Source organism: Gluconobacter sp. P1D12_c (assembly GCF_018812105.1).
GTDB classification, from domain to species: Bacteria; Pseudomonadota; Alphaproteobacteria; order Acetobacterales; family Acetobacteraceae; genus Gluconobacter; species Gluconobacter oxydans_A.
Window position 1 is genome coordinate 1 of record NZ_JACSIQ010000158.1, and the last position, 626, is coordinate 626.

1 protein-coding gene is annotated in these 626 nt (G+C 59.5%); it reads left to right on the forward strand.

Going from position 1 to position 626, the window contains the following annotated elements; all coding sequences use genetic code 11:
• Positions 1 to 626: Tn3 family transposase (locus tag KP705_RS16100; protein ID WP_215764969.1), on the forward strand; the 626-nt coding region annotated here is incomplete at both ends.

Genomic DNA, 626 nt, shown 5'->3' on the forward strand with positions numbered 1-626 from the left:
ACCTACCTTCTTCCGGAAGCCACGTTTGCAGCGATGCGCGCGCAAGGACCGTTGCCTCTGGCGATCAATGCTACGGCTGACACGTTCCTTTCTCMACGGCGTGCAGTGCTGGAAACCGCGCTGAACCGGGTGACGGCTCTTGCCAGGAAGGGCGAGTTGTCACAGGTCCGGCTTGATGCACATGGTCTTGTGATTTCGCCTCTGAAAGCAATTACACCCCCTGCTGTGGAAGAGTTGAGGCGGGCGGCTTACGACCGGCTGCCACGCATCAAGATTACTGATCTTCTGCTGGAAGTGGACCGCTGGATCAGCTTCACCGACTGCTTTACCCATCGCCGTTCCAGCCGTGTCGCGGATGACAAAAACGCCCTGCTGACGGTGATCCTGGCGGATGGGATTAATCTTGGTCTGACACGCATGGCCGACACCTGTCAGGGTGCCACCCTGCGCCAGTTGGCGCATCTGCATGACTGGCATATCAGCGAGGCCGGATACGCCGAAGCCCTTGGCCGTATGGTTGCAGCCCATCGTGGGCTGCCCCTGGCGTCACTCTGGGGAGACGGCACATCGTCCTCAAGTGATGGTCAATTGTTTCATGCAGGTGGCAGAGGCGCTGCGATCAGCGA